Origin of the sequence: Pseudescherichia sp., assembly GCF_031979925.1 — a bacterium.
Taxonomy (GTDB): domain Bacteria; phylum Pseudomonadota; class Gammaproteobacteria; order Enterobacterales; family Enterobacteriaceae; genus Pseudescherichia.
Genome location: NZ_DALZFB010000001.1, coordinates 612,167 through 632,056, shown reverse-complemented (window position 1 = coordinate 632,056; position 19,890 = coordinate 612,167). Strand labels below are relative to the sequence as shown.

Here is a 19,890-nt window from a genome sequence, read left to right as displayed (position 1 = left end):
CTTTCAACAGCCCCATTATTGGGGCTTTTTTATGCCTATAAGCCAGCGCCCTTTATACAAATCACCCTTACATGGTTATTTATTGAGCGAACATGCGACTCGTATATCAACTGTTGATATAGCTCAGTGCACTATTTTCAAACTGACAGATTCAGTTTTATAGGCAAGAGTAAAAAAACTATCATGAAAAAAGAGATTGTATTGACCGATGACTATTTACTGGCAAAAGGTAACGATCGTTACGTATTCCAGCATCCGCATGATAGTAACCTGCTGATCAAAATTGTTATTCCTGGCATTGCGAAATACAAAAGCAAGCTGCGTGAAGTCTATCGGGATGTCAAAGAGTGCAAGCCGAATACCCAAACAGATTCGCTTTATATGCAAAGGCTTGAAGGGCTTGTTGAAACAAACAAAGGAGTAGGGCAAGTTATTGTGAAAGAGTGCGATGAACATAGCCGCATCGCGCAAACTCTTTATCAGCTTGCTCTTAACAAAGAGCTTGATGCCAGCAAGATGCAAAAGCTGAATGCTTTTTTAGCATGGTTTGTTAATACCCGCGTCATTATTAACTCCCTGCATTGTAAAAACATCGTCTACGCCTGGGACAGCGCTCGTCAGGAATATCGCTTTAAGGTCATTGATGGTTTCGGTGACAAAACGCTTTTTCAGGTCAGTAAGCTTTCAGAGTCAATACGCGATAGAAATAAAATCAAATGCCTCAAACGGATGCTCAGCGATTTGAACCGTCTGCAACAAGCGTGATCGCATTAGCAGGTAATCCGACCGGCCATCCTGGGATGGCCGTCGTGTCATCTCTTAAACCTGCGCCATTCCACCATCAACACAAATCTCTGCGCCCGCGATATAGCTGCTCTCGTCGCTTGCGAGGAAAAACGCAACGTTGGCTACTTCTTCAGGTTGGCCCATTCTGCCCAGGGGTATGGCGCTCATTATCCCGTTACGCACTTCATCAGACACTGCGGCCATCATTTCAGTATCAACAGGGCCGGGCGCAACAACGTTAACACGGATGCCGCGCGGGGCAAGTTCACGTGTCCAGGTGCGAGCAAAAGAGCGCAGCGCAGCTTTGCTGGCCCCATACACGCCATATCCCGGAGTACCTATCACATCAGCAATTGAACCGATGAGGACTACACTGCTGCCGGGTTTCAGCAAAGGCAGTGCTGTTTGCAGGGCAAACACAGGGGAGCGAACATTCAGGCCAAACGTCTGGTCAAAATGCGCCTCATTTATCTCCTCAAGCGTGGCGTACTCCGACATTCCAGCATTGATTACCAGAACGTCTATCCGTCCTGATTTTTCTGAGATGGTCTCTATTATGCGGCTCAGCTCGCTCTTCTGACTGACATCTGCCCGCAGTGGCATAGCGGTCCCTGATATTTTGCTTCTGGCTGTCTCAAGATCCTCTTCCCGTCGCGAAGTAAACCAGGTGACCGCCCCCTCGGTTGCTAAACGCTGGCTAATAGCCAACCCAATCCCTTTAGCGCCACCCAGAACCACCGCGACTTTTTTCTCTAATTTGCTCATCTGATTTCTCCCGTTTTGGTAGAAAACAGATGATATAAATTTTATACTTAATATCAATTACGCACTTTTACCATACCAAATATAAGTGACTATATCGCTATGCAGGCAGATAACGACAACTCTCTGATAGAAGTAGGAAAAACCCGACCAGTGCTAGAAAACATCACCAATAAATGGTCGATATTAATTCTCACGGTGCTGTGTACAAAACCTTCCCGGTTCAATGAAATTCGCAGACGGCTGGATGGTATTACCCATAAGGCGCTGGCAGATGCGTTGAAACGGCTGGAGCGAAACGGTTTAGTCCATCGTCAGGTTCTGCCCACGTCGCCTGTAAGCGTGGAATACACGATTACGCCGCTGGCGCAGTCACTACAGCAACCTTTTGTTGCTCTGGCGAATTGGGCGTTGGAATTCGGTCCGGCTATTGAATTAGCTCAGGCTGAGTACGATCGTGCTCATGCCGGTAAATTACGGACGCCTGCATAGGGCAAACGTCCGTGACGGTCAGGAACCCTTAGTCAGCCGATCGCCGGCGCGTTTTTTTAAGCTGGCCGACAGATAAGGGGCGGTAAGGCTGCGTTCTGCGCGGCTGACCTCCTCCGGCGTGCCGGATGCGACGATACGCCCGCCGTTCTCGCCCGAGCCCGGCCCGAGATCAATGACCCAGTCGGCTTCTGCAGCGATCCGCATATCGTGCTCCGCCATAACCACCGTATCACCGCGTTGGACCATTCTGTCGAGGACTCGCATCAGCTTATCCATATCCGCCGGATGCAGCCCGGTAGAGGGCTCGTCCAGCAGATAGAGTGTTTTACCTCGCTGCACGCGCTGCAGCTCCCAGGCAAGCTTAATGCGCTGGCATTCACCGCCGGACAGTTCGGTCGCAGGCTGGCCCAGCGTCAGGTAGCCAAGACCGAGCGAGGCAAGCGCGGCAAGAGAGCGCTGGATAGTGTCATTATCTTCAAATACCAAAATGGCCTCGTCGACGGTAAGATCCAGCACGTCCGCTATCGTTCTGTTATGCCACCGCACCTCAAGGGTTTCATCATTATAGCGACGTCCGCCGCAGGCAGAGCAAGGTGCGCTTGCCTCGGGCATGAACAGCAGCTCAATAGTGATCTGCCCCTGGCCCTCGCAGGCGGGGCAGCGACCCGCAGGCAGGTTGAAGGAAAACCGGCTGGCGTTAAAGCCGCGTTTTTTTGCCTCGTCCGTTTCGGCAAAAAGCTTGCGCACGGTGTCAAAAAAGCCGGTATAGGTCGCCAGATTGGATCGCGGCGTCCGCCCGATGGGCCGCTGATCGATGCGAACCAGACGCTTAAGAGACGTTCCCTCCGCCGTGATCTTACCCTGCACGTCCGGAACCACGTTGTCCTCCTCAGTACCTTCCTCCTCCGGCGTTTTGTCGAGCCGTTGAAGCAGCGCGGGGAGCACCCGGGCGAGAAGCGTGGTCTTGCCCGAGCCGGACACGCCGGTGATGGCGGTCATCCGTTCAAGAGGGATTCGGACATCCATTTCGTGAATATTATTACAGGTTATCTGCTCTAGCTTCAGCCAGCGTTCGGGAAGCTGCCGCTGACGCAGGCCCGGACGATGCTTGTCAAACAGGTAGCCTGCGGTAGGGGAGCAGGACACCTGTTTAAGACCTGATGGCGTGCCGTTATAGACGATCTCACCGCCCAAACGCCCTGGGCCCGGTCCCACTTCCGTCAGCCAGTCGGCTTCAGCGATAACGTCCAGATTGTGCTCGACGATGACCAGTGAGTTGCCCGCCGCCAGAAGCAGGCGCAGAGAGTGGAGGAGGGCGCGGACGTCTTCCGGATGCAGGCCAGCCGCAGGCTCATCAAGCACGTAAATCACGCCAAAGAGCCGGGAAATAAGCTGCGTAGCCAGCCGGATCCGCTGCAGTTCCCCGGAGGAGAGCATCGTAGTCCGGCGGCTGAGAGACAGGTGCCCGAGGCCCAGTTTTTCGAGCTGGTCGAGGCGGCCGCAGATATCGGTCGCCATCCTGATAACGGCTTCACGCAGCGCGGCTTCGTCAGGCAGCTGCTGAGGACGGCCTTCGGCAAAGGGTAAAAGCAGCGCCTTCAGCTGCGTGATCGTCAGATCGCCCATCTCGGCAATATCGAGGCCCGCAAACCTGTAGGCCAGCGCATTCTGATTAAGCCGCTTGCCGTGGCATTCGGTGCAGGGCGCGACGGTAATGAAGCGGGAGAGCCGTTTTTTCACCGACTCCTTTCCACCCGAGTAGCTTTGCAGCAGGTATTTTCTGACGCTGGTGTAGGTTCCGGTATAGGCAGGTTCGGTGCCTGCCGCGATGGCCTCCTGGCGCTGCTCTGCATTCAGTCCCAAAAAGATGGGTACCGAGGGCTGTTCGTCGGTGAAGATGATCCACTCGCGATCTTTCTCAGCCAGCGTCTTCCACGGCGCATCAATGTCGTAGCCCAGCGTTTCCAGAATTGAACGCAGGTTTTTTGCCTGCCAGCCAGCGGGCCAGGAGGCTATAGCCCCTTCACGAATGCTTAGCGAATCGTCCGGTACCAGCGCGTCGGCTTTAACTTCATGTACCATGCCCATGCCCTGGCAAGCCGGACAGGCGCCCTGCGGGTTATTGGGCGAGAAAGATTCCGCTGCCAGAAACGGGACGTCGGCAGGATGGCTACCGGCGCGAGAAAACAGCAGCCTGAGGGTTACGGAGATCCGCGTCAGGCTCCCGACCGTTGAGCGCTCCTGCGCACCGGCCCGGCTCTGTTGTAGGGCAACGGCGGGCGGCAAACCGTCTATCGTGTCCACGTCCGGCGCAGCCGCTTGCTCAATCAGACGCCGCGCGTGGGGTGCGATAGATTCCATAAACCGTCGCTGCGCCTCGGCATAGAGCGTGTCAAACGCCAGGGAAGATTTACCCGATCCGGATATCCCGGTAAACACCACCATGGCATCGCGGGGAAAGGTAAAGGAAACATCCTTGAGATTATGCGTTCTTGCCCCATGTACGCTTACGCCAGGGCTGATATCGTGAGTCCTGGCGCTTATCTTTTTTGACGGTTTTGCTGATGACATAGTTTCTCCTGAGAATGCGTCAGGCTATCGATAGAACTGATTTGCCTTCTGCGTAGAACTCCCTTCTGACTGAAAAAAAGTCGTGCTGCTGCCGGGAGGCGACAGATTTCCCCGCAGAAAAATTCAATCTAAAAGATTCGTTACCTGTACCCTATACGGGCAACGAATCCATGAATGCACATATTCAACAGGCAGGGTTAATTGCTTATAAATGCCAGAAGATCGGCGTTAATCTGATCGGCATGTGTCGTAGGTAGACCGTGGGGAGCACCTTTATAAGTATTCAGTTTCCCGTCTTTGACCAGTTCGACCGTTAGCTGAGCAGAGTCCGCAAACGGTACAACCTGATCATCATCTCCATGTATCACAAGCACAGGGATGGATATCCCCTTCAGATCTTCAGTGAAGTCGGTTTGCGAAAAAGCAACGATCCCATCGTAATGCGCTTTGGCACTTCCCATCATACCCTGTCGCCACCAGTTATAAATGACAGCTTCGGAAGGAGCAGATCCAGGGCGGTTAAATCCATAGAATGGTCCAGCGGGCACGTCGTAATAGAACTGAGTGCGATTAGCAGCCAGTTGCGCCTGCAGGTCATCAAATACTGATTTCGGCGTTCCCTGTGGGTTACTGTCGGTCTTCACCATCAATGGCGGTACGGCACTGATTAACACGGCTTTTGAAACTTTGTCTTCACCATGTCTGGCAATATAACGCACAACTTCGCCGCCGCCGGTTGAATGGCCAACATGCATTGCGCTCGCTATACCAAGGTGTTCCACAACAGCTGCAACATCATCTGCGTAGTGATCCATATCATGCCCGTCCCACACCTGGCTTGAACGACCATGTCCGCGCCGGTCACTCGCTACAACGCGGAAGCCTTTGTTTACGAAGAATAACATCTGGGCATCCCAGTCATCACTGCTCAGAGGCCAGCCGTGATGGAAAAAAATGACCTTACCGTCCTTTGGCCCCCAGTCCTTGTAGAAAATTTCAACACCGTCGCGAGTTGTTACATAACCCATACCATTTTCTCCACTCAGATAGACTGTCAATGGACGGTGCTTATCCTGCTCAAGTCTTCATGAAGGGCAGAACGAAACGATAAGAACCGTTCCTGTTTGCGGCCCTGAATCAACCGTGTCTGTAGTATAGATTTAAAGTTAATTCTATGGCTCTCAACTGGGTGCATGAAGTGGACAGCCGGAGCGATCCGGTCCTATATGTTCTGGTCGCAGGCCAGATAGGCAGTTTACGCGATTCGGTCAACCCGGATTTTCTAAACTAGCGCCTCGGATTATGCTGTTTTGTTTGTGACACGCGGGAATGTATACCTTGCGAGGAACCCCTTTTCTCAGCAGGCAAATATGAGCACACATACCCGCATTCGCAAATTCAATACAAAAGAGACCTACCCGAACCAGTCGCTGGACAACGATCTTTGCCAGGCCGTTCGCGCTGGCAATACCGTTTACGTTCGCGGTCAGATTGGTACCGACTTCGACGGCAACCTGGTAGGTCTTGGCGATCCGGCCGCGCAGGCCGAACAGGCGATGAAGAACGTGAAACAGCTGCTGGAAGAAGCGGGCAGCGATCTGTCGCACATCGTTAAAACCACCACCTATATCATCGACCCCCGCTATCGCGAGCCGGTCTATCAGGTCGTCGGCAAATGGCTGAAAGGCGTATTTCCCATCTCTACCGGGCTGGTTATTTCCGGGCTGGGTCAGCCGCAGTGGCTGATGGAGATTGATGTTATCGCCGTGATCCCGGACGACTGGCAGCCGCAGGCGGGGGCATAGATCATGACCTTATCGATTATTGGCCGCTGCGCGCAAACTGGTCAGATGGGCATCGCCATCAGCTCGTCCAGCATCGCGGTGGGCGCGCGTTGTCCCTGGCTGCGCAGCCAGGTTGGCGCGGTATCAACCCAAAACATCACCTTACCGGCGCTCGGGCCGCGCATTCTTGACAGGCTGGAGCAGGGCGATGCTGTCGACACCGCGCTAAAAGCCGGGCTCGACACCGATGAGTACGCCATCTATCGGCAGGTTACGGTGCTGACGGCCGAGGGACAAAGCGCGTTTTATAGCGGCGAAAAGACGCTCGGTGTTAACAATGCCCTGAGCGGCGAAAACTGCGTGGCGGCGGGTAATCTGCTGGCAAATACGGATGTCATTATCGCGATGGTCAACGCCTTCGAACAATGCGCAGGCCATCTTGCCGACAGGCTCATCGCCGCGATGCAGGCGGGCATGCAAGCGGGCGGAGAGGCAGGGCCTGTGCATTCAGCGGCACTGTCGATTGTGGATGCGCCCGTCTGGCCGGTTGTCGATTTACGTGTCGACTGGACGGACGGCGATCCCATAGATGAGCTCAATCAGCTCTGGCAGGCGTATAAGCCGCAGATGCAGGACTATATCACGCGCGCGCTCGATCCCCGCAGCGCGCCTGGCTACGGCGTGCCGGGCGACGAATAACGCAAGGAGAGGCGATGATTACCAGTCGTAAACTGCTGGCGCAGCTGGTGGCGTTTGACACCACCAGCCGCGAATCCAACCTGGCGCTGATCGACTTTGTCTGGCGCTACTTAACCGATCTCGGCGTCCACTGTGAGCTGATTCATAATACCGAGCGCAGCAAAGCCAATCTCTATGCGCGGCTGGGTCCGGCAGGCAGCGGCGGCGTGATGCTCTCCGGCCACAGCGATGTGGTGCCAGTGGACGGGCAGAGCTGGAGCGTACCGCCGTTTGCACTCACTGAGCGAGACGGCAAGCTCTACGGCCGCGGCACGGCGGACATGAAAGGCTTTATCGCCTGCATGCTGGCGGCGGTGCCGTATTTTCTTGCACAGCCGCTGGCGCAACCGCTGCATCTGGCGATCTCCTATGATGAGGAGGTCGGATGCCTGGGCGTGCGCACCTTGCTGAATGCACTGGCGAGCCGCCCGGACAGGCCCGACATCTGCCTGATTGGCGAACCCACCGGACTACAGCCGGTGCTCGGCCACAAAGGCAAGCTCGCCGTTCGTTGTGAAGTGCAGGGCGCAGCCTGCCATTCGGCCTATGCGCCGCAGGGGGTCAATGCCATTGAATACGCCGCAAAGCTTATTCAGCGCCTTACGGAGATAGGCCAGCGGCTGGCCGCGCCGGAACGGCAGGATGCGCGTTTCGATCCGCCGTTTACGACGGTGCAAACCGGCGTGATTCAGGGCGGGCGGGCGCTGAATATCGTGCCTGCCGACTGTACGTTTGACTTCGAAGTGCGCACGTTGCCGCAGGATGACGCGCAGCAGGTGCCGCTGGAGCTGGAGGATTACGCGCAGCGGGAGCTGCTGCCGCAGATGCACGCCGTAAATACCGACGCCGCCATCCGCTTTTATCCCATCAGCGGCTATCCCGGTTTGGATACCGCACCGCATAGCGCCGCCGCGCGGCTGATTGCTCATCTCACCGGTTCTGACCTCTTCAGCACTGTGGCATTCGGTACGGAAGGCGGACTGTTCCATCAGGCCGGCATCCCCAGCGTGATCTGCGGGCCGGGCAGTATGGCGCAGGGCCATAAGCCCGATGAGTTTATCACTGTCGAACAGATAGCCGCCTGCGATGCCATGCTGCGCCGTCTTGCCGCATGGATGTGTCAAAAAAGGTGACGTTGTCACCTTTTTCTCTGCTTTACCTTTTCCAAACGCCAGCTTCAGGAAGCACTAACCGCGTGATGCGCGCTTAACCCGTATGCTGGTGACACGCATCTGATAGCCCGTTTCTGGAGAGTCCATGGTAAGTGCCGAAGTCACCACATTCCCGCAGCCCGAAACGCTGCATCCCGTCGCCAACAAAGCCAATGTCGCCGTACAGCTTGACGGCGTACTGAAACGCTTTGGCGACGCCATCGCCCTACACAAAATTTCCCTGACTATAGATGAAGGGGAGTTTATTACGCTGCTCGGCCCCTCCGGCTGCGGCAAGACTACGCTGCTGAACCTGATGGCGGGTTTCGCCGAGGCGGATGGCGGCGAAATTTTTATTGATGGCGATCTGGTTACCGAGATACCGCCGTATCAGCGTGAAATCGGCATTGTGTTTCAGAACTACGCGCTGTTTCCGCACATGACGGTGGAGAAAAACGTCGGCTACGGCCTGCGTATGCGCGGTGTGCCAAAAGCCGAAATCGCCGAGCGGGTTGAGCAGGCGCTGGCGCTGGTGAAGCTGTCCGGTTACGGTCATCGCAAACCGCGTGAACTCTCAGGCGGGCAGCAGCAGCGTGTGGCGCTGGCGCGAGCGCTGGTCATCCGCCCCAAAGTATTGCTGCTGGATGAGCCTTTCTCGGCGCTGGATAAAAACCTGCGTCTGTCGATGCAGGTAGAGCTGAAGGCGATTCAACGCAAACTTGGCGTCACCACGGTGTTTGTGACTCACGATCAGGGGGAAGCGCTGAGTATGAGCGACCGCGTGGTAGTGATGTCGGCAGGACATGTACGCCAGATTGGTACGCCGGATGAGATCTATCGTCGTCCGCAGGATCCGTTTGTCGCAGGTTTTGTGGGCGATGTGAATATTTTGCCGGGGCGTTATGCCGGTCGTGACGGCATGGCGATGCTGGAGTTAGGCGGCAATACGCTGCGCCTGCCGACAGAACGCGTGCACGCCACGATGGGCGAACGCCTTGATGTCTACGTGCGTCCAGAAAACCTGCAGCTGGCACCGCTTGGCCCGCATTCGCTGTTCAGCGCCACGGTGATCGCCCATGTCTTTCAGGGCGATCATGTGGATGTGCATCTCGATGTCCCGGCGCTGGGTAGCGCCTCGCTGTTTGCCCGCCAGTCCGGGTTGAACTCACTGACGCGCTGGCCCATCGGCAGCCTGGCGGGGGTGAGCGTGGATGATGAAGGCGTATGCGCGTTTAGCGCAGCGAAACAGGGATAGCGACGATGGTACCTGAAATGATGAACGCCATAATCGCCCGCCAGCCGGGCGGTCCTGAGATGTTGACCCAGGTAGAGCGTAACGTGCCGCAGCCTGGCCCGGGTGAAGTCGTGATTCGTGTCGCCAGTGCGGGTGTGAACCGACCCGATATCCTACAGCGCAACGGCATGCCGTTGCCGCCGGGGGTCACCGATGTGCTGGGGCTGGAAGTCTCCGGCACCGTTGCGGCGCTGGGTACGGGCGTTGACGCCCTCGCGCCCAGCGCGCCGGTCATGGCGCTGCTCAACGGCGGCGGCTATGCCGGGTATTGCGTGGCGCGCGCCGAACTCTGTTTACCCGTGCCGGAAAACCTGCCGCTCGCCCAGGCAGCGGGCGTGCCCGAGGCGGCCTTTACCGTGTGGCATAACCTGTTTGAACTGGGGCGTTTGCAGCCTGGCGAAACCGTGCTGATCCACGGGGCGGCCAGCGGCGTTGGGACGTTCGCCATTCAGTGTGCCCAAGCGTGCGGGGCGCGGGTCGTGGCGACGGCAGGCGGCGCTGAAAAGGTAGCAGCGCTGCGACGGCTCGGCGTCTGGCGCGCCATTGACCGCCACAGCGAAGATTTCGTCGCGGTTATTCTTGAGGAAACCCAGGGGCGGGGCGTGGATGTGGTACTGGATAACGTTGGCGGCGATTACGTTGCGCGCAACCTGAGCGTGTTAGCATCGGGCGGACGTCATGTCAGCCTGTCGTTTATGCAGGGCGCGAAGATTGAACTCGACCTGCAACAGGTGATGCGTAAAGGGCTGATCCTCACCTCCTCAACCCTGCGTCCAAAGAGTGATGCCGAGAAGGCGCGGCTGGCGCAGCGCATCAGCAAACATCTGCTGCCGCTCATCACCGCTGGCAAAATCGCGCCAATTATTTATCAAACCGTGCCGTTAGCGCAGGCCGCCGATGGGCATCGCATTCTGGAGGCCAACGCCAACATCGGCAAAGTGCTGCTGGCGGTGGCGTCATGATGCAACTCTATTTCGCTGCGACGTCCGCATACGTCCGTAAAGTGATGGTGTGCGCGACGGTATTGGATCTTGCTGAAGAGATACACCGGCTGGATTCCGCTGCGCACCCCATTGAACGCGACGAGCGTATCGCCGCATTTAATCCGCTGGCAAAAGTTCCGGCGCTACGTACCGAAAGCGGGATCTGCCTCTACGACAGCCGGGTCATTTGTGAATACCTCAACGCACGCGCGCACGGCGGTTTGTTCCCGCAAGAGGGTGATGCACGCTGGCAGAGCCTTGCGCGTCAAGCGTTGGGCGATGGCGTTATTGATGCCGCGTTGCTGGCACGCTATGAGTTCAGCGCTCGCCCGCCTGAGAAACAGTGGCAGGGCTGGGCCGACGCGCAGCTGAAAAAAGTTGCCGCCGCACTGGCGGAAATAGAGCGTCAGGCCAGCGGTTTTAGCGATCATCCCCACGATATCGGGCTGATTGCCATCGGTTGCGCGCTGGGGTATCTCGACTTCCGCTTTGCCGAACTCGACTGGCGCGCCGGCCACCCGTTGACCGCCGCATGGTTCACCGTTTTCGATGCGCATCCGGCGATGGTCGCTACGCGTCCGTATGTTTAATCAGGAGCTTGCATGTCACAACAGATCTATTTTCTCAACGGGCCGAACGCCAATCTGTATGGGCTGGATAAAAACGGCACCTACGGCAGCGAAAGTTTTGTCAGCATCGGCGAGCGCTGTCAGCGTCGCGCCGAATCGCACGGGGTGATAGTGCATTTTCGCCAGAGCAACCATGAGGGCGTACTGGTCGACTGGATTCAGGAGGCACGACAGAACGCGGCGGGATTGATTATCAACGCGGCGGGGTTGACCTACACGTCCGTGCCGATCCTTGATGCGCTGCTGATGTTTGACGGCCCGATCGTCGAAGCGCATATGAGCAACATCTGGAAGCGTGAGCCGTTCCGTCACCGCTCCATGGTGTCGAAAGCGGCAACCGGCGTGATCGCCGGGCTGGGCGCGATGGGGTACGAGCTGGCGATTGATGCGGTGGTCAACCTGATGGAGGCGCGCGTCGCATGAGCACCCTTGTGTTTTACAGCGAATTTGACAGCTTCGACGAGTGGTCAGCTTTACTTGCACCCTATTTGCCCGGCGTGACGATTTGCCGCGCTGAAACGGTGCAAGAACCTGATGACGTGCACTATGCGCTGGCATGGCAACCGCCGCAGGGTTTCTTTGCGCCATACCGCAATCTCAGGCTGCTGGTGAATCTCGGCGCGGGCGTCGACTCCCTGGTCGGGCGTGACGATCTGCCGGATATCCCAATTATTCGTCTGTCCGACCCAGATATGGCGCGCATGATGGCCGGTTATGTGCTTTTTGCGGTGCTGCGCTATGCGCGCGACATTCCGGCCTTCGAACGCGCGCAGCGTGAATCGCGCTGGCACTATGTGCATCCCCGCACGCCCTCCAGCGTCCGTGTCGGCGTGCTGGGGTTGGGGGAGTTGGGTGGGTATGCGGCGCAGGAGCTGGCGCGACAGGGTTTCGACGTGCGCGGCTGGTCGCGTTCGCAAAAAGCGATTGCGGATGTTCGCTGTAGCAGCGGACTGGAATCACTGAATGATTTTCTCAGTCAAAGCGACATTTTAGTGGTAATGCTGCCTCTCACGCCGCACACGACTGGCCTGCTGAGCGCAGAACGGCTGGCGCGCCTGCCGCCTGGCGCGGCGTTCATCAATGTATCGCGCGGGGCGATTGTCGACCAGGCGGCGCTGACGGATGCATTACGCACCGGACGGATTGCGGAAGCCACGCTGGATGTGTTTGACCGCGAACCGCTGCCGCCGGACGATCCGCTGTGGTGCATGGAAAATGTACTGATCACGCCGCATCTGGCGTCTGTCGCCATTCCCACCAGTGCCGCGCAGCAGGTCGCAGAGAATATCCAGCGCGCCGCACGCGGCGAACCGGTAACCAATCAAGTGTTCCCGGCGCGCGGGTATTAACATCCATAACCGCGCCGTGCCGGGACGAGATGTAACGGCGTCACGCCACCCGTACCACCTGCGGATCGAAATAGCTGGGCGCCGCCATGCCAGGGATATACTGGTCGGAGATAAACATGCGGCAGCGCTCGGCGAAAGCGTTCACCACCATAGAGTGCTGCGCGTGGGCCACGGTGGCGTAACCCAGCTGCATCGGCTTGTTCACCCCCGCCAGCCGCACGCGAATCAGGCGTTTGCCATCCTGGGAGAGATGCGCTTTCGGCCGTACGTTAGCGATACCAAACCCAACGCCGTTGGCCACCATGGCACGTACCACCTCCATATTGCCGGAGCGCATGACCACATTCGGCGTGACGCCCGCCTCACTAAACAGCCCGAGGAAATATTCGCGGCTCCACGGCATATCCAGCAGCACCATCGGCATCGTTGCCAGATCCTGAATCGTCACCGCCGATTGCGTTGCCAGCGGATGATGTTCACCCACCATCACATAGGGCGGCAGCTGTGCCAGTGAGGTGAATGCGATGTCGTTAGTGGGCACTAAATCGTAAGTCAGGGCGATGTCGATATCGGCAGTGCGCAGCTGTTTCAGCAGCTGTTCATGGTGGCCTTCCTCGAGCGTAATGCGCACGCCCGGAAACGCGCGACCAAAGCCGAACACCAGTTCCGGCGTCAGCATGGGTGCCAGCGTATCGAGACAGCCCACGCGCAGCGGGCCGCGCACATTGTTCATGGATTCCGACGCAATGGTATAGAGGTTCATCATCTGCTCCAGAATGAGCTTCGCCTCCTTCAGTACCTGATGACCGATGGCGGTCAGCGACACGCCCTGCGCGTGATGCCGCACGAACAGCTGTACGCCCAGTTCAGATTCAATGTGGGTGATAGCGGCAGAGATTGACGGCGATGAAACGTGGATACGTTCCGATGCGCCGATGATGCTGCCAGCCTCTCCGGAAGCGACAAAATATTCCAGCTGACGCTGGGTAATGCGACTGAGCATGCAGGTTCTCCTGAGATCGCTGACGCAATCATGTCGCGCCAGTCATTCTAATAGTGCAGGTTTCTTGCATTTCTCATGCCAAAACAGGGTCATTTTTATTGCGTCAGAAATCCTGACGCAACGACGAGGAAAAGGCTGTTTTACCGAATCGGCTCGCAACGGCATAGTGATTTCACACCAGGGAACACCGTTCGCACCGCATTGGCGCGCCGGGTTTCAGATTGCTACAACAGCCATTTCATGCATTGGGGATGAGAATATGTTGCGTAAGATTTGTGCCTTAACGTTGTTGACCACGAGCGTGTTGTCCGCAGGTAATGCGATGGCCGCTGACAAGCTGATTGTCAGCACCTGGGGCGGCGGTTTTAAAGATCTGATTGATGAGACCATTGCCAAAGAATTTACCAAAGAGACCGGCGTGGAGGTGCAGTTTGTCACGGGTGGCACTATCGATCGCCTGAACAAAGCCAAACTGGCGGGCGGCTCGCCGGAAACGGACGTGACCTTTACTACGGCACATGTGGGCTATCTGTACGCCAACTCAGGCCTGTTTGAACAACTCGATATGAGCAAAATCCCGAACGCGGCGAACCTGGTGCAGCAGGCGAAAGTCAGCCCTTATCACCTCGGCGTATGGGGCTACGTTTACACTATCGGCTATCGTCCAGATATGGTGGCAAAAGGCGAGACCTTTGAGAGCTGGAACGATCTGTGGAAGCCTGAGCTGAAAGGGACGCTGGCGCTGCCTGACTGGGATCCGAGCCATATCATTGCGGTTTCCGCCAAACTCTCCGGTACCGATGCGGCGCACTGGGAGCAGGGCCAGGCGAAGTTAAAAGCACTTATCCCGAACATCAAATCCTTCTATACCGATGACGCTAATAGCCAGCAGCTGATCTCCACCGGCGAAACGCCTGTGCAGGTGATGCTGTCGATGAACGCCTACCACATGATTGCCGAAGGGGTAAACATCAAGCTGGCGATGCCGAAAGAGGGCGCGGTTCTGGGCGTCGACACCATTGGCATTAACAAAGGCACCCGCAAGGCCGACCTCGCGTATAAGTTCATCAACATCGCCCTGAAGCCGGAGATCCAGCAGCAGGTGGCGAAGATTTATCACGGCAGCCCAACGGTGACCAACGCCCATATCGACCCCGAGCTGGCGAAGCTGCCGGGCATGTTGACCACGCCCGAGCAGTGGAACGCCACCATCAATACCGATCCGCAGCTGCGCGCCGAGAAGACCGCAGAGTGGCGTCAGTGGTTCTCTGAAAACATCATGTCTCATTGATTGACCTGGCGGCTTACGGGCCGCCCCGTTTCTACCGGCAACACACTACTCAGGCAGCAACGTCTATGACGAGAAAACCGACATTTTTACCCTGGTTTATTATTCCCGCCACGCTGACCGCGTTTGGGCTGGTTATCGCGATGTTCGCGGTGATGCAATATAGCGTACGCGCCTATATTCCCGGCTCGCTCGACGTGGGCGGATTTACGCTGGCGAACTTTAACGGCCTGCTTAAAAGCATCTATGCCGATGCCTTTATCAACACGGTCATGCTTAGCGCTAAAACCGCTATTTTTGGCCTGCTGATGAGTTATCCGCTGGCGTACGCCCTGGTACGCACCCGCACTACGTGGATCAAATCCACTATTCTTATTATCGCCATTACGCCGCTGTTTCTTGGCGAAGTGGTGCGCACCTATTCATGGATCATCGTGTTGGGCAACAGCGGCTTCCTGAATAGCCTGTTGCTGGCGATGGGCCTCATCTCAACGCCTATTCAGTTTATGTTTACGCAAACTGGCGTAGTGGTGGCGCTGGTGCATGTCACTATGCCGATCATGGTGCTGATGTTGGCCACCGCGCTATCGCACATTAACCCCGATTATGAGAAAGCTGCCACCAGTCTCGGGGCAGGCCCGCTCCGCACCTTGCTGACGGTAACCATTCCGCTCTCTATCCCCGGCATTGTCTCCAGCCTGACCACCGCGTTCGCCTGGACCTTCAGCGCCTTCGCCACGCCGCAACTGATTGGCGGAGGACGCGTCAGCACCGTGGCGACCATGGTCTACCAGCTGGGTTTCTCATCAATGAACTTCCCGTTTGCCGCCGCGTTAAGCATTGCCGGCTTGATCCTGACGATCCTGTTACTGATGGCGCTGAAACGCATGACCCGATTCCTGCACGCGATGGGAGAGCATTAATATGACCCGTTCGATGAACGACAAACTGATGACGCTGGCGGGCCGCCTGCTGGTCGCCGCTATTCTTATCTTTGTGCTGCTGCCGACCATCGTGGTGTTTATCTCCGCATTCAGCAGCACCTCGGTGCTGTTCTTCCCGCCGAAAGGCTGGTCGCTGCGCTGGTTCGAACGAGCGGTGAATTACGATGATTTTCGTCACGGCTTCTGGTCCGGGCTGATTGTCACCGCATGGGCATCGTCGCTGGCGGTGATCGTGGGTGCCGCGCTGGCGATTGCCATTGAGCGCTACTCATTCCCGTGCAAGCAGGTGCTGGAAGGCATTCTGCTGTCGCCACTGTTTATCCCGCATTTCACTATAGGTCTGGGCCTGCTGATGCTGGTGTCACAGCTCAACCTGGGACGCGGCTATCCGCTGGTGATCTTCTGCCACGTCGTGCTGGTGCTGCCGTTTGTGCTGCGCAGCGTCTATGTGTCGCTAAAAAACCTCGAACAGCGGATTGAGCTGGCGGCGGCAAGCCTTGGCGCATCGCCGCTGCGCGTCGTAATGACCATCACCGTGCCGCTGATATTGCCGGGCCTGTTCGGCGGCTGGCTGTTTGCCGCCATTCTCTCCTTTAATGAATTTACCGCATCGCTGTTTATTACCACCCAGGCGACGCAGACCTTACCGGTGGCGATGTACAACTATGTGCGTGAATTCGCCGACCCGACGTTGGCGGCCCTGTCGGTCATCTATATTGCCATCACCGCCACGCTGTTAATTATTGCTAATAAGTTTTTAGGGCTTGGCAAAGTATTAAACGTTGAAGCCAGCCATTAATAAACTGTCAATTTTTGGGGATGTATTATGTCAGTAGAAAAAATTAATACGGTTATTGTAGGTGCCGGGCAGGCCGGTATTGCCATGAGTGAACATCTGGCGCTGATGGGCGTGCCGCATGTTGTTCTTGAGCGCAGCCGCATCGCTGAACGCTGGCGCTCCGAGCGCTGGGATTCGCTGGTGGCGAACGGACCTGCCTGGCATGACCGTTTTCCGTCGCTTAGATTCGACAATATTTCCCAGGAAGCCTTTCCGCCGAAAGAGCGCATGGCGCAGTATTTCGAAGATTACGTGACGATGCTTGAGGCACCAGTCCGCACCGGCGTCGAGGTGCATCAGGTGGCGCGCCTGACAGGGCGGAGCGGGTTCAGCGTGGTGACGTCAGCCGGTGAATTCGAAGCCGACAACGTGGTTGCCGCAACGGGGCCATTCCAGAAGCCGTCATTCCCGCAGATTGTACCGGAGAGCGCCGGGGTGCAGCAGATCCACTCTTCCGTCTATAAAAATCCGCAGCAGTTGCCCGCCGGCGGCGTAATGGTGGTGGGGGCAGGGGCATCCGGTACGCAAATCGCTGAAGAGCTGCGTAAGGCAGGGCGCGAGGTTTATCTGTCGGTTGGCGAACATTACCGTCCGCCGCGCGCCTATCGCGACCGTGATTACTGCTGGTGGCTCGGTGCGCTCGGCCTGTGGGATGAAGTTAAAATCAAGCCGAAGAGAGAGCACGTGGCCTTTGCGGTGAGTGGTTATGAGGGTGGCAAAACCGTTGATTTCCGCCGCCTGGCGCATATGGGCATTACGCTTGTCGGCATTACCAAAAGCTGGGATAACGGCGTGCTGCACTTCGCCGAAGGCCTGGCTGAGAATATCGCCGAGGGTGATAAAGCTTATTTCGACGTACTACGCGATGCCGATGCCTACATTGAGCGCAACGGGCTGGATCTGCCCCCGGAGCCACAGGCATGGGAGCTGTTGCCCGATCCGGCGTGCCTGCTCAGTCCGCTTACGCAACTGGATATTGCCGCAGCGGGCATTACGACAATTATCTGGGCGACCGGCTTTAAATTTGATTTCAGCTGGCTGCAGGTTGAAGCATTCGACGAGAAAGGGGTGCCGTTTCATAAGCGCGGTATTTCCGCCGAGCGGGGCATCTATTTCATTGGTCTGCCTAACCTGGTGAATCGCGCCTCATCGTTTATCTATGGCGTATGGCATGACGCTAAATACATTGCCGATCACATTGCGTTGCAGAACGCCTATACCGATTACGTTAAATCGTAATTTATTGGGAAACGGATATGACCATAACCTGCATCGAAGAGTTACGGCAGCTGGCGCGTAAGCGGGTACCAAAAATGTTTTACGATTATGTGGATGCAGGCTCATGGACCGAATACAGCTATCGCGCCAACGAAGCCGATTTACGCCGTCTTGAGTTTCGTCAGCGCGTGGCGGTCGATATTGCCGGGCGCAGCACCGCCAGCGCGATGCTCGGCCAGACCGTGGCGATGCCGGTGGCCATTGCGCCCACCGGCTTAACCGGCATGATCCATCCTGACGGTGAAATCCTTGCGGCGCGGGCGGCAAAAAAGTTTGGCGTTCCGTTTACCCTCTCCACAATGAGTATTTGTTCGATTGAAGCGGTGGCGCAGGCGACGGATTACCATCCATTCTGGTTCCAGCTCTACGTCATGCGCGATCGCCAGTTCGTCGCGAACCTTATCGATCGCGCAAAAGCCGCAAATTGCGGCGCGTTGGTCGTCACCATGGACTTACAGGTGTTTGGTCAACGCCATAAAGACATCAAAAATGGCCTGTCGACACCGCCAAAAATGACGCTGCGCAACCTGCTTAATATTGCCGGCAAACCGCGCTGGTGTCGCAGTATGCTCGCCACGCGCCACCGTAACTTCGGCAATATCATTGGCCACGCCAGCGGGGTTGAGAATATCGACGCGATGGTAGAGTGGACGGCCCAGCAGTTCGACCCGCAGCTCTCCTGGCAGGATATTGAGTGGATAAAGCAGCGCTGGGGCGGCAAGCTTGTCGTGAAAGGTATTATGGATGCAGACGATGCGCGTCTGGCGGTAGAGGCGGGCGCGGATGCGCTGATTGTCTCCAATCACGGCGGGCGTCAGCTGGATGGCGTGTCCTCATCGATTACAGTATTGCCGGAGATTGTCGCAGCGGTAGGCGATCGCATAGAAGTGCATTTCGACGGCGGGATACGTTCCGGACAGGATGTGCTCAAAGCGATTGCGCTCGGTGCAAAAGGAACCTATATCGGGCGTAGTATGCTGTATGGATTAGGGGCGCTGGGGGAGGAGGGCGTTACACTGGCGCTCAACATCATTCGTAATGAGTTCGATTTGTCGATGGCGTTCTGCGGCAAGACGCATGTCGCATCGATTGATGCCGGGATCCTGCGGCACAGCGTATCCAGTAGAATGAAGTATTAGAAAGATGACGCATGCTGTTTATTTTTGTATGGTAAATGATGATCTTAACAATACTAAGGTGTGGGCATGGGCAGTATTCAAGGAAGGTTAAAAATCGCAGCTGCACAATTTGCTCCGATGCGCGGCTGTATTGAAGAGAATATGCGCTATCACGAATTACTGATCGCGTCAGCAGCATCGGCTGGCGTTAACGTCATCTTTTTTCCGGAACTCTCTTTAACAGGTTATGAACCAGAGATGGCTGAACAATTGGCTCTCGCCGATAAGAGCTGCCTCCGGCCTCTTCAGAGGTTAGCCGATCGGCATGATATGGTGATTATTGCGGGTGCGCCTTTGAACGTTAAAGACCGCAAGCCAGCCATTGGCGCATGTGTAATTTCTTCAAAGCAGCCTATTTCCTTTTACCGAAAAATGTATCTTCACCCTGGAGAGTCTGATTACTTTTCAGCCGGTGAAACGGAGTGTGTTTTTACGGCACGGACGTTTAATGTCGGTGTGGCTATATGTGCAGATGCAGGGCAGCCGATGCATGCAGAGCGAACGGTACATATGGGGGCTGAAATTTATCTTAATTCAGTTTTGAGCGCAGGTGGTTACGATAAAGATGCAGGTCTGCTGCAAAGTTACGCCAAACGTTACGGAATGCCTACGTTGATGGCTAATTACTGTGGCCCGTCAGGCGGGTGGAAGCCGGTCGGAAAAAGCGCTGCATGGAATGAAAAGGGTGAACTTATTGCTCAGGCTCCAGAGGATCGTGCCGCCCTGGTCATTATGGATTTACAGGATGGTAAGTGCTCCGGGGAAGTGTTCTGCCTGAGTAAATAAAAAAATATCGATAAGTTTATCATAGGCATCGCACGA

General features: G+C 56.4%; 20 protein-coding genes. 16 read left to right on the top strand and 4 right to left on the bottom strand.

All coding sequences use genetic code 11. From position 1 onward, the window contains the following. The first annotated feature begins 183 nt into the window (after nucleotides 1–183). Nucleotides 184–765, top strand: a complete 582-nt coding sequence (locus RTM13_RS03080) for a YrbL family protein (RefSeq protein ID WP_312210002.1) — start codon at nucleotides 184–186, stop codon at nucleotides 763–765. A 54-nt stretch (nucleotides 766–819) separates the two neighbouring features. Here RTM13_RS03080 and RTM13_RS03075 read toward each other — a convergent pair whose 3' ends face one another. After that, the gene (locus tag RTM13_RS03075) at nucleotides 820–1,551 is read right to left on the bottom strand and encodes an SDR family NAD(P)-dependent oxidoreductase (protein WP_312210000.1); all 732 of its coding nucleotides are present in this window, start codon (nucleotides 1,549–1,551) and stop codon (nucleotides 820–822) included. A 99-nt stretch (nucleotides 1,552–1,650) separates the two neighbouring features. Between RTM13_RS03075 and RTM13_RS03070 the strand changes: the two genes are divergently transcribed. Continuing rightward, nucleotides 1,651–2,040, top strand: a complete 390-nt coding sequence (locus RTM13_RS03070) for a helix-turn-helix domain-containing protein (protein ID WP_312209999.1) — start codon at nucleotides 1,651–1,653, stop codon at nucleotides 2,038–2,040. 18 nt (nucleotides 2,041–2,058) lie between these two features. Here RTM13_RS03070 and RTM13_RS03065 read toward each other — a convergent pair whose 3' ends face one another. Beyond that, nucleotides 2,059–4,611 (bottom strand): excinuclease ABC subunit UvrA, encoded by a 2,553-nt coding sequence (locus RTM13_RS03065; RefSeq protein WP_312209998.1) that lies wholly within the window; start codon nucleotides 4,609–4,611, stop codon nucleotides 2,059–2,061. Between the two features lie 197 nt (nucleotides 4,612–4,808). Beyond that, nucleotides 4,809–5,639: an alpha/beta hydrolase gene (locus RTM13_RS03060; RefSeq protein WP_312209996.1), complete on the bottom strand. Its 831-nt coding sequence runs from the start codon at nucleotides 5,637–5,639 to the stop codon at nucleotides 4,809–4,811. Nucleotides 5,640–5,981: 342 nt separating this feature from the next. Between RTM13_RS03060 and RTM13_RS03055 the strand changes: the two genes are divergently transcribed. From RTM13_RS03055 to RTM13_RS03020, 8 genes are all read left to right on the top strand, one after another. Then, the gene (locus RTM13_RS03055; protein ID WP_042391122.1) at nucleotides 5,982–6,416 is read left to right on the top strand and encodes a RidA family protein; all 435 of its coding nucleotides are present in this window, start codon (nucleotides 5,982–5,984) and stop codon (nucleotides 6,414–6,416) included. Between the two features lie 3 nt (nucleotides 6,417–6,419). Then, nucleotides 6,420–7,094, top strand: a complete 675-nt coding sequence (locus RTM13_RS03050; protein WP_312209994.1) for a DUF1028 domain-containing protein — start codon at nucleotides 6,420–6,422, stop codon at nucleotides 7,092–7,094. A 14-nt stretch (nucleotides 7,095–7,108) separates the two neighbouring features. After that, the gene (argE, locus tag RTM13_RS03045) at nucleotides 7,109–8,266 is read left to right on the top strand and encodes an acetylornithine deacetylase (protein WP_312209993.1); all 1,158 of its coding nucleotides are present in this window, start codon (nucleotides 7,109–7,111) and stop codon (nucleotides 8,264–8,266) included. Between the two features lie 124 nt (nucleotides 8,267–8,390). Then, complete coding sequence (locus tag RTM13_RS03040; RefSeq protein ID WP_312209991.1) at nucleotides 8,391–9,539, top strand: ABC transporter ATP-binding protein; 1,149 nt, start codon at nucleotides 8,391–8,393, stop codon at nucleotides 9,537–9,539. A gap of 17 nt (nucleotides 9,540–9,556) precedes the next feature. Further along, nucleotides 9,557–10,540 carry an NAD(P)H-quinone oxidoreductase gene (locus RTM13_RS03035; protein ID WP_312209989.1) on the top strand — a complete coding sequence of 328 codons (984 nt, stop codon included), beginning with the start codon at nucleotides 9,557–9,559 and terminating at the stop codon, nucleotides 10,538–10,540. Then, a complete protein-coding gene (locus tag RTM13_RS03030) occupies nucleotides 10,537–11,151 on the top strand; it encodes a glutathione S-transferase N-terminal domain-containing protein (RefSeq protein ID WP_312209988.1) in 615 nt (204 codons plus the stop codon). The genes RTM13_RS03035 and RTM13_RS03030 overlap by 4 nt, the downstream gene beginning before the upstream one ends. A gap of 12 nt (nucleotides 11,152–11,163) precedes the next feature. Beyond that, nucleotides 11,164–11,613, top strand: coding sequence for a type II 3-dehydroquinate dehydratase (locus RTM13_RS03025; RefSeq protein ID WP_312209986.1), 450 nt, complete (start codon nucleotides 11,164–11,166; stop codon nucleotides 11,611–11,613). Between the two features lie 98 nt (nucleotides 11,614–11,711). After that, nucleotides 11,712–12,539: a glyoxylate/hydroxypyruvate reductase A gene (locus RTM13_RS03020; protein WP_312209984.1), complete on the top strand. Its 828-nt coding sequence runs from the start codon at nucleotides 11,712–11,714 to the stop codon at nucleotides 12,537–12,539. Between the two features lie 40 nt (nucleotides 12,540–12,579). Here the strand turns inward: RTM13_RS03020 and RTM13_RS03015 are convergent, their stop codons facing one another. Continuing rightward, complete coding sequence (locus tag RTM13_RS03015; RefSeq protein ID WP_312209983.1) at nucleotides 12,580–13,542, bottom strand: LysR family transcriptional regulator; 963 nt, start codon at nucleotides 13,540–13,542, stop codon at nucleotides 12,580–12,582. 259 nt (nucleotides 13,543–13,801) lie between these two features. Between RTM13_RS03015 and RTM13_RS03010 the strand changes: the two genes are divergently transcribed. The 6 genes from RTM13_RS03010 (at nucleotide 13,802) to RTM13_RS02985 (ending at nucleotide 19,854) form a co-directional block, all read left to right on the top strand. After that, a complete protein-coding gene (locus RTM13_RS03010; RefSeq protein WP_312209981.1) occupies nucleotides 13,802–14,833 on the top strand; it encodes an ABC transporter substrate-binding protein in 1,032 nt (343 codons plus the stop codon). 65 nt (nucleotides 14,834–14,898) lie between these two features. Further along, nucleotides 14,899–15,753, top strand: a complete 855-nt coding sequence (locus RTM13_RS03005) for an ABC transporter permease (RefSeq protein WP_312209979.1) — start codon at nucleotides 14,899–14,901, stop codon at nucleotides 15,751–15,753. Between the two features lies 1 nt (nucleotide 15,754). Then, on the top strand, nucleotides 15,755–16,573 hold the full coding sequence (locus RTM13_RS03000) for an ABC transporter permease (protein ID WP_312209978.1): 819 nt from the start codon (nucleotides 15,755–15,757) through the stop codon (nucleotides 16,571–16,573). A 27-nt stretch (nucleotides 16,574–16,600) separates the two neighbouring features. Beyond that, nucleotides 16,601–17,851 carry an NAD(P)/FAD-dependent oxidoreductase gene (locus RTM13_RS02995; RefSeq protein ID WP_312209976.1) on the top strand — a complete coding sequence of 417 codons (1,251 nt, stop codon included), beginning with the start codon at nucleotides 16,601–16,603 and terminating at the stop codon, nucleotides 17,849–17,851. A 17-nt stretch (nucleotides 17,852–17,868) separates the two neighbouring features. Then, nucleotides 17,869–19,029 (top strand): alpha-hydroxy acid oxidase, encoded by a 1,161-nt coding sequence (locus tag RTM13_RS02990; RefSeq protein ID WP_312209974.1) that lies wholly within the window; start codon nucleotides 17,869–17,871, stop codon nucleotides 19,027–19,029. 66 nt (nucleotides 19,030–19,095) lie between these two features. Further along, nucleotides 19,096–19,854, top strand: coding sequence for a carbon-nitrogen hydrolase family protein (locus RTM13_RS02985; RefSeq protein ID WP_312209973.1), 759 nt, complete (start codon nucleotides 19,096–19,098; stop codon nucleotides 19,852–19,854). Nucleotides 19,855–19,890: the final 36 nt, after the last annotated feature.

What these genes read in the sequence shown, in the direction of transcription:
- RTM13_RS03080 (WP_312210002.1), top strand. Translation starts at nt 184, where the DNA reads ATGAAAAAAGAGATTGTATTGACCGATGACTATTTACTGGCAAAAGGT.
- RTM13_RS03075 (WP_312210000.1), bottom strand. Translation starts at nt 1,551, where the DNA reads ATGAGCAAATTAGAGAAAAAAGTCGCGGTGGTTCTGGGTGGCGCTAAA.
- RTM13_RS03070 (WP_312209999.1), top strand. Translation starts at nt 1,651, where the DNA reads ATGCAGGCAGATAACGACAACTCTCTGATAGAAGTAGGAAAAACCCGA.
- RTM13_RS03065 (WP_312209998.1), bottom strand. Translation starts at nt 4,611, where the DNA reads ATGTCATCAGCAAAACCGTCAAAAAAGATAAGCGCCAGGACTCACGAT.
- RTM13_RS03060 (WP_312209996.1), bottom strand. Translation starts at nt 5,639, where the DNA reads ATGGGTTATGTAACAACTCGCGACGGTGTTGAAATTTTCTACAAGGAC.
- RTM13_RS03055 (WP_042391122.1), top strand. Translation starts at nt 5,982, where the DNA reads ATGAGCACACATACCCGCATTCGCAAATTCAATACAAAAGAGACCTAC.
- RTM13_RS03050 (WP_312209994.1), top strand. Translation starts at nt 6,420, where the DNA reads ATGACCTTATCGATTATTGGCCGCTGCGCGCAAACTGGTCAGATGGGC.
- argE (WP_312209993.1), top strand. Translation starts at nt 7,109, where the DNA reads ATGATTACCAGTCGTAAACTGCTGGCGCAGCTGGTGGCGTTTGACACC.
- RTM13_RS03040 (WP_312209991.1), top strand. Translation starts at nt 8,391, where the DNA reads ATGGTAAGTGCCGAAGTCACCACATTCCCGCAGCCCGAAACGCTGCAT.
- RTM13_RS03035 (WP_312209989.1), top strand. Translation starts at nt 9,557, where the DNA reads ATGATGAACGCCATAATCGCCCGCCAGCCGGGCGGTCCTGAGATGTTG.
- RTM13_RS03030 (WP_312209988.1), top strand. Translation starts at nt 10,537, where the DNA reads ATGATGCAACTCTATTTCGCTGCGACGTCCGCATACGTCCGTAAAGTG.
- RTM13_RS03025 (WP_312209986.1), top strand. Translation starts at nt 11,164, where the DNA reads ATGTCACAACAGATCTATTTTCTCAACGGGCCGAACGCCAATCTGTAT.
- RTM13_RS03015 (WP_312209983.1), bottom strand. Translation starts at nt 13,542, where the DNA reads ATGCTCAGTCGCATTACCCAGCGTCAGCTGGAATATTTTGTCGCTTCC.
- RTM13_RS03010 (WP_312209981.1), top strand. Translation starts at nt 13,802, where the DNA reads ATGTTGCGTAAGATTTGTGCCTTAACGTTGTTGACCACGAGCGTGTTG.
- RTM13_RS03005 (WP_312209979.1), top strand. Translation starts at nt 14,899, where the DNA reads ATGACGAGAAAACCGACATTTTTACCCTGGTTTATTATTCCCGCCACG.
- RTM13_RS03000 (WP_312209978.1), top strand. Translation starts at nt 15,755, where the DNA reads ATGACCCGTTCGATGAACGACAAACTGATGACGCTGGCGGGCCGCCTG.
- RTM13_RS02995 (WP_312209976.1), top strand. Translation starts at nt 16,601, where the DNA reads ATGTCAGTAGAAAAAATTAATACGGTTATTGTAGGTGCCGGGCAGGCC.
- RTM13_RS02990 (WP_312209974.1), top strand. Translation starts at nt 17,869, where the DNA reads ATGACCATAACCTGCATCGAAGAGTTACGGCAGCTGGCGCGTAAGCGG.
- RTM13_RS02985 (WP_312209973.1), top strand. Translation starts at nt 19,096, where the DNA reads ATGGGCAGTATTCAAGGAAGGTTAAAAATCGCAGCTGCACAATTTGCT.